Genomic DNA, 6,996 nt, shown 5'->3' with positions numbered 1-6,996 from the left:
CCTCCTAATAATTATTGGGGTGATGATGATGGTGATGCTGACGTTACTGCTACAGGTTCTTTAAGTTTATCTATCGTCGATAAAAGAGGTCAATCGGTATCACGTAGTACAGTTCCAACAATTTGTAAGGCACCTTATAGGATTAAGTTATCCAGTACTAACGGTACATTATCTACTCGTTACGGCGTTCCTAATCGTAGTACTTTCAGTGCCCGTAGTGAGACTTATTACGTCAATCCTAAGGCTTCGCCGGTGGTTTGTTTCGCCAAACCAAGTACGTATATCCTTTATTCTGAGCAACATGGCCCAGCTTCGATGTGGGACCCTGGTAAGGGTTTTCTCACTCAAGAAACAGACCCGTCACTTTACGGTAGAAACTTTCCTACAACTGGTCTTAATGGATTGTACTTTGATTTACTCATTAGTGGTGTAAGTCAGCCATTGTCTTGGTCTCGTGTTTCTCAGGGAGGTATCACAGTCACAATGTCTAATCCTACTGCTACAAGCGTTCGTGTTACTTTAACTGGTCCTTACGCTACCGAATCCCAGATTAATTCATCCAGTCCTATTCCTATTTCTAAACCTACTTTGCCTCAGACATTCGAGTTGGTCGGTCGTGATAGTAATGGTACTCCAGTCGTCAAATATGGTTTTACTTTGAAGCAGTGGTTCGTGAACACTGGTTCTGTGAAGGCAAATTATTCTAATACATTATCTTGGTGTAATAGTCTCGGTTATCGAATGCCTAGCGTAAAGGATTTAACCAACGCAGTTCTTACAGGCTCTCCTGCTATCTCTGGCGCCACCCCTTCCTCGCCGGGTAATTTTTACATGCGTCATATAGGTTCAGGTTTTTTCGCTGAGTGGGGTTCTATGTTTGATTACTCTGGCGTTGGCTTCGACACCTATTGGTACTGGACTAGTGACCCGTCTGTTAGTAGCCAGTTTGTCGTGAACACCCACAATGGTAACGTGTATCGGTACTACACCTACTACGACTTCTACGGACTTTGCTCCCATCCTTAGTTTTTATTTCTTCGTCCTTAATCCTTAGGGCGGGGGCGGGGGTGATAAAAAATAGTATTAGGTGATTAAAAGTAAGCTGACTCAAGGAGTCAACGTCGTTTAGCCATAAAAAAAGCGATTTTGCGGCTAAGCGGCGTTTGAATTACCCGCTTAGGCGGGTTTATTTTTTAGGTATTTTATCGCAAAAAAAGTTGAGGAGCGGGGTTTTTGGGGTTTTAAATTTCACTTAAAAATTATTAAATGATCAAAATTCCTATTTTAAGCCCTAAAATAAAATTTTTAAGGATCAATCGCTCTAATTTTAAAGATTTGTAATTGGAATATCTCTAATTAAAACATCAATTAACCAATTATAATTTAGATCATTTTTAGATCCGATTTACAAAAGTTAACGTAATTGAGCGAAAAAAAATGTTGCATCGTGTTTTTCCAATCACTATACTTTTTACACGGTTTTAGCTACAAGGCTAAAATTTGATATAAAAGTATAAAATTACAAATAAATCAAAAAATTACTTGACAAGGTAGTCCAAAATGCATTATAATTTTCAACAGGCAACAGGCAACAGGCAACCTGGCCAACCTATCTTTTAAATTCGTCTAAGTCCAGCACCCAGTTTAATTTTTTTACTGAAACTTATTTTTCTACTCAATCAAGTGAAATTCTGCGAATTTTCGCGCGATCGCTTCCGCGATCCTTTTCTCGATCGTTTTTCAGATCCTTTTTTAGATCCTTATATCTTCTACAATTATCCCGGTGGATCCATTTAGGTCTATTCGTGGTGTTTTTTCTTTCTTTTCCCAGTCATGCATTGACTTCACAGACAACAAAAAATCATATTGAGGGTAGTGCACCTTATCTGACTTTCGATGGTGGTCGTACTCGTGTTGTTGATGCTAACGGTCTGCTTGGGATTACACTATCTGATGGTACACAATATACGCCTTCTACCAATTCATCATCTACAACCCCAATCGTCTTGCCGGTTGTGGGTCAGAGTTTTGCTGATATAAGTATGTTCGTTCCTACTAATACTAATTCAGTCGCTTTGAGTTCTCTTATCGGTCCTCCTAATAATTATTGGGGTGATGATGATGGTGATGCTGACGTTACTGCTACTGGTTCTTTAAGTTTATCTATCGTCGATAAAAACAATCAGTCTGTATCACGTAGTAACGTTCCAACAATTTGTAACGCACCTTATCGTGTTATGTTATCCAGTACTGACGGTACATTATCTACTCGTTACGGTATTCCTAATCGTAGTACTTTCCGTGAAAGTAGTGAGACTTATTACGTCAATCCTAAGGCTGGGCCTGTGGTTTGTTTTGCTCGGCCTAACTTATTGTATGGTAAGCCTGATGAGAATGATTTGGGTTTGGATTTCCAAGGCCCAGCTTCGATGTGGGACCCTGCTAATGGTTTTATCCCTCAGTCAACTGGTCCATCATCTTACGGTAGAAACTTTCCTACAACTGGTGCTAATGGATTGTACTTTGACTTAGATATTAGAGGTGTTAGTCAGCCATTGTCTTGGTCTCCGGTATATCAAGGAGGCATTACAGTTACAATGTCTAATCCTACTGCTACAAGCGTTCGTGTTACTTTAACTGGTCCTTACGCTACCGAATCCCAGCATAGTTCAGACAATCCTGGTCGTATTTCTACTCCATCTTTGCCTCAGACCTTCGAGTTGGTCGGTCGTGATAATAATGGTACTCCTGTTGTTAAATATGGTTTTACTTTGAAGCAATGGTTCGTCCACCGTGGTACTAACTCTTACGGTTATTCTAATACATTATCTTGGTGTAATAGTCTTGGTTATCGCCTTCCTAGCGTAAAGGATTTAACCAATGCATCTTGTCCGACAGGCTCCCCTAACGAATATGAGTGTCGTGGTTCAGTCGGCGCCACCCCTTCCTCGCCGGGTAATCATTACATGCGTCATATAGATGCTGGTTTTTTCACTGAGTGGGGTGATATGCCCACTTACTCAGGCGTTGGCTTCGACGGCTTTTGGTACTGGACTAGTGACCCGCATGGTAGTAGCCAGTTTCTCGTGAACACTCGCGACGGTTACGCGGGTTGGGCCAACACCTACCGCGACGACAACGGACTTTGCTCCCATCCTTAGTTTTTATTTCTTCGTCCTTAATCCTTAGGCCGGGGGCGGGGGTGATAAAAAATAGTATTAGGTGATTAAAAGTAAGCTGACTCAAGGAGTCAACGTCGTTTAGCCATAAAAAAAGCGATTTTGCGGCTAAGCGGCGTTTGAATTACCCGCTTAGGCGGGTTTATTTTTTAGGTATTTTATCGCAAAAAAGTTGAGGAGCGGGGTTTTTGATATAAAAAAACTCACTTATTGGTGAATAAGTGAGTTTGATTAACTTTGTCGAAACTATTTAACTGGACGCATTGTTGGGAATAAGATGACGTCCCGAATGGTATGGCTATTGGTAAATAGCATTACGGTTCGGTCAATCCCAATTCCTAGCCCTGCTGTTGGCGGTAAGCCATGTTCTAATGCGGTGATGTAATCTTCATCATAAAACATTGCTTCATCATCACCCGCGTCTTTTTGTGATACTTGGTCAGCAAAACGTTGTGCTTGGTCTTCGGCATCATTAAGTTCTGAGAAGCCGTTACCAATTTCACGTCCACCAATAAAGAATTCAAAGCGGTCTGTTACAAATGGGTTTTCATCGTTTCGGCGAGCAAGTGGTGAGACTTCTGCCGGGTATTCGGTGATAAATGTTGGTTGAATGAGGTTAGCTTCAGCCACTTCTTCAAATATTTCAGTTACCACTCGACCAAGTCCCCAGCCTTTTTCCACTTTGATTCCCACTGCTTTTGCAATCGCACAAGCTTTGTCAAAATCATCTAAATCAGCATTATTGGTTTCTGGGCGATAATGGCAGATTGCTTCACGCATGGTCATTTTGATAAATGGTTTGCCGAAATCAAAAGTGTGTTCGCCATATTGCACTACTGCATTCCCCGTCACGGCAATGGCTAAACGACGGAATAACGCTTCAGTTAATACAATCAAATCTTTATAATCGGCATAAGCCATATACATTTCCATCATGGTGAATTCAGGATTATGTCTTGGCGATACCCCTTCGTTTCGGAAATTGCGGTTGATTTCAAATACACGCTCAAATCCACCTACCACTAGACGTTTTAAGTAAAGTTCTGGCGCAATTCGTAAATACATGTCTAGATCAAGCGCATTATGGTGTGTAATAAATGGTTTGGCTGATGCACCACCTGGGATGACTTGCATCATCGGGGTTTCTACTTCCATAAAGTGGTTTTCTAACATAAAGTTACGGATTTCAGTTACCACTTTTGAGCGCGCAATAAAGGTGTCACGTGATTGTTGATTAGTAATTAAATCAAGGTAACGTTGACGATAGCGCATTTCTTGATCTGCTAAGCCATGGAATTTATCGGGTAATGGGCGTAATGCTTTTGTTAGTAGGCGGATTTCTTCACAGTGGATTGATAGTTCGCCTGTTTTGGTTTTGAATAAGTAGCCTTTAGCCCCAACGATGTCACCAAGATCCCATTTTTTGAATTGTTCATTGTAGTAATTTTCGGGTAGATCATCACGAGTGACATAGAGTTGGATTTGCCCTGCAACATCTTGTAATGATACAAATGAGGCTTTACCCATAATACGGCGCATCATCATTCGACCCGCAACGGTTACAATAATTTTGTTTTCAATTAACTCTTCGTTAGTTTTTTCATCATACAATTTATGAAGATCGCTTGAAATTGCGTCACGACGGAAATCATTCGGGAAAGCAATGCCTTGTTCGCGAATTGCAGCTAGCTTTTCACGACGTATTGTAAGCTCGTTATTTAACTCTTCAATATGGTTTTGTTGCTCTTGCTGTGTTGACATAATTTTACCTTTTATTTATTACCAGTTATAAACCGGCTTTTAAGCTTTCTTCAATAAATTGATCTAAATCGCCGTCTAATACGGCTTGCGTATTGCGTGTTTCAACGCCTGTGCGTAAGTCTTTGATTCGTGAATCATCAAGTACATACGAACGAATTTGGCTGCCCCAACCAATGTCGGATTTGTTCTCTTCCATTTGTTGTTTTTCGGCATTCTTTTTGTGCATTTCAAGCTCATACAGTTTTGCTTTTAACTGTTTCATGGCCTGATCTTTATTGCTATGTTGCGAGCGGTTATTTTGACATTGTGTCACAATTCCGGTTGGTACGTGGGTAATACGTACAGCAGATTCGGTTTTATTAACATGCTGACCACCCGCGCCCGATGCCCGATAAACGTCGATGCGTAGATCGGCTGGATTGATGTCGATATCAATATTGTCATCAACCTCTGGATAGACAAATACCGATGCAAATGAGGTATGACGGCGGTTTCCTGAGTCAAATGGGCTTTTTCGTACTAAACGGTGGACACCGGTTTCAGTGCGTAACCAACCATAAGCATAATCGCCGGTTACTTTGATTGTGGCTGATTTTATGCCAGCTACATCGCCGTCTGATACTTCCATCACTTCGGTTGTAAAACCTTTCGATTCAGCCCAGCGTAAGTACATTCGCAGTAACATCTCCGCCCAATCTTGGGCTTCAGTACCCCCTGAGCCTGATTGGATATCTAAGTAACAGTCAGCACTGTCATAATCACCCGAAAACATTCGGCGAAATTCAAGACCGGCTAGCTTTTTTTCGAGTTGTTCAACTTCTTGATTGGCTTCGTCAAAAGTGTCTTGATCTTCTGCTTCAATAGCAAGTTCAAGTAGTCCTTCGACGTCGTCCAGACCTTGTTCTAAGGTATTGATGGTATTGATGATCTCTTCTAGCGCGACGCGTTCTTTGCCTAATGCTTGTGCCTTTTCTGGATCGGCCCAAACTTCGGATTGTTCTAGTTCGGCATTGACTTCCTCTAGACGCTCTTTTTTGAGGTCATAGTCAAAGATACCCCCGAATGACATTCGTTCGTTCGGTTAATTCGGTTATTTTTGATTTGATAGGATTAATTTCAAACATGTTTTGCTGTTTTTGCTGTTTTTAACTAATCGTACATTGTAACGGATTTAAGTATAACTTAGCAATGACTTTGCTTTAGCCATTTGAGTAAATGCGATCGTTTAACGCTATGCTAAAAAATAAAAATGACGCATAAAGCGTCATTTTTTAGGTTTATTTGAGATGATTATTTTTTGGCTGCTGCATATAATTGAGCGACTTTGTCCCAATTGATGACATTCCAAAATGCACCAATGTAATCCGCACGGCGGTTTTGGTATTTTAAGTAGTAAGCATGTTCCCAAACATCAAGCGCTAGAATTGGTGTGCCTGAAACGCCGGCAAATTTTTCGCCCATAATTGGGGTATCTTGATTCGCGGTTGACACGACTTCAAGTTTGTCATTTTTCAATACTAACCACGCCCAACCTGAACCAAAACGGGTTGCAGCTGCTGCTGAGAATTTTTCTTTAAACGCATCAACCGAACCAAAATCTTTTTCTATTGCCGCTTTAAGTTCGCCCTTAAGCTCGGTTCCAATTTTTAGCAGTTCCCAAAATAGGGTGTGATTAACGTGACCACCGACATTGTTTTTAATTCCAGTCAATTTGTCTGCTGGTACTTTGTCTAAATTTTTTAATAATGTTTCTGGACAAAAATCGTTTAATTCAGCAGGTAGGGTTTCTAATAATGCGTTGGCATTGTTTACGTAAGTTTGATGATGTTTATCATGGTGTAGATGCATTGTTTCAGTATCAATATAAGGTTCTAAAGCATCATAAGCATAAGGTAGAGGGGGTAGTGTGTAAGCCATGGAATCGCTCCTTTCATCTAATCGGAATTATTAACTACATTATTTTATGAGTATACGAACTATCAATATATCTCACAAACTATTACTTAGATAGCTGGTGGCTATCCTAATTTTTGTTTAATTTTCGTTACTTATGATT

The 6,996-nt window shown here is 40.6% G+C and carries 5 protein-coding genes; 2 read left to right on the top strand and 3 right to left on the bottom strand.

Going from position 1 to position 6,996, the window contains the following annotated elements; all coding sequences use genetic code 11:
* Positions 1 to 1,026 (top strand): hypothetical protein (locus J3U24_RS06715; RefSeq protein ID WP_267337808.1); only part of this gene is annotated, 1,026 nt, incomplete at its 5' end.
* A 779-nt stretch (positions 1,027 to 1,805) separates the two neighbouring features.
* Entirely contained in the window at positions 1,806 to 3,161 is a 1,356-nt protein-coding gene (locus J3U24_RS06710) for a hypothetical protein (protein WP_267337809.1), read from the top strand.
* A 264-nt stretch (positions 3,162 to 3,425) separates the two neighbouring features.
* Here J3U24_RS06710 and lysS read toward each other — a convergent pair whose 3' ends face one another.
* From lysS to J3U24_RS06695, 3 genes are all read right to left on the bottom strand, one after another.
* Positions 3,426 to 4,940 carry a lysine--tRNA ligase gene (gene lysS, locus J3U24_RS06705; protein ID WP_065733572.1) on the bottom strand — a complete coding sequence of 505 codons (1,515 nt, stop codon included), beginning with the start codon at positions 4,938 to 4,940 and terminating at the stop codon, positions 3,426 to 3,428.
* A gap of 25 nt (positions 4,941 to 4,965) precedes the next feature.
* A protein-coding gene (gene prfB, locus J3U24_RS06700; RefSeq protein WP_141677433.1) for a peptide chain release factor 2 occupies positions 4,966 to 6,064 on the bottom strand; the annotation gives its coding sequence in 2 pieces (ribosomal slippage) (positions 4,966 to 5,988 and positions 5,990 to 6,064; 1,098 coding nt in all).
* A gap of 166 nt (positions 6,065 to 6,230) precedes the next feature.
* Entirely contained in the window at positions 6,231 to 6,857 is a 627-nt protein-coding gene (locus J3U24_RS06695) for a Fe-Mn family superoxide dismutase (RefSeq protein ID WP_065563798.1), read from the bottom strand.
* Positions 6,858 to 6,996: the final 139 nt, after the last annotated feature.

It is taken from the genome of Gilliamella sp. B2785 (assembly GCF_026537005.1).
Lineage (GTDB): Bacteria > Pseudomonadota > Gammaproteobacteria > Enterobacterales > Orbaceae > Gilliamella > Gilliamella apicola_E.
Note: the sequence above shows the minus strand (reverse complement) of the source record. Positions and strands in the feature narration are given on the sequence as shown.

Bases quoted from the DNA above. Each gene is read 5' to 3' on its own strand.
- lysS (WP_065733572.1), bottom strand. From the start codon at position 4,940: ATGTCAACACAGCAAGAGCAACAAAACCATATTGAAGAGTTAAATAAC.
- J3U24_RS06695 (WP_065563798.1), bottom strand. From the start codon at position 6,857: ATGGCTTACACACTACCCCCTCTACCTTATGCTTATGATGCTTTAGAA.